The sequence below is a fragment of the Bartonella sp. LB28NMGDW genome (genome assembly GCF_042194435.1).
GTDB classification, from domain to species: domain Bacteria; phylum Pseudomonadota; class Alphaproteobacteria; order Rhizobiales; family Rhizobiaceae; genus Bartonella; species Bartonella grahamii.
In genome coordinates this window covers 1-805 of record NZ_JBHIMX010000125.1, presented here as the reverse complement: position 1 = coordinate 805, position 805 = coordinate 1, and the positions used below count along the sequence as shown (strand labels likewise).

1 pseudogene is annotated in these 805 nt (G+C 33.3%); it reads left to right on the top strand.

The annotated features are described in order from the left end of the window. Nucleotides 1-688 (top strand): annotated as a pseudogene (locus tag ACFIKG_RS09575) (hypothetical protein); the annotation flags it as partial. Nucleotides 689-805 lie beyond the last annotated feature (117 nt).

The following is an 805-nucleotide window of genomic DNA, read 5'->3' as shown; positions in this document are numbered from 1 at the left end:
TAACATTAACAATAACAAAAAAAATAAAAATATTATTTTATCAAAAAGAGAAATTGATTTTGAAAATTTAGAAACAAACGATTTGGTTGACGAGCCAATCGAGTGTGATGTTGAAAGCCAATCAGAACAAATCAAAACGATAGAAACCAAACAACCAATCATTCGCGAGCAAAATATCAATCTTTCAAACGAAGTTAACAACCGATGGCAAATTAACGAAGCGATGATTGCGAAATTGCCTTCACGAAAAGTTAAAAAGGTTGGAAAAAAACTTTCAGAAATCTTTGACACGATGATGCCTGCTTATTTTCCAGAGAAAGCAAACTTTTTTGAAGAAACTAAGAAAACAAGCGAAAAACAAGAAGTTGAAAGAATACTAGAAGATTTCAAACCCGATTTTCAATACGCAACTGAACAAGGATTAACGCATGATGAAGCCTTATCAGAATTTGAAAAATTTGTACGCTTTTCAAAATCCAACCCATGTCGAAATGCAAATGAACGCGATTGGCAAAGCGCTTGGGATAATTGGATTACGCATCCAGAATATGGATTGGTAATTAAGAAACACAAAAAATTAGAAACGGAAAAACTATATGCAACCGCATGCTATAAATCATCATCAAACAATTTCGCAAATAAGCTTTCAGAAAGATTTAGCATACCCCCAACAGCGATCTACGCTTAAAGACACTTATGGATCAGAAATAGAGCTTTTTTCGGGAGCATCAGTCATGAAATCGTATTTAAAAGGATCCGAAAAAACAGCAAAGTAGTGAAATTTTCTGATGATTTTGAGAATAGA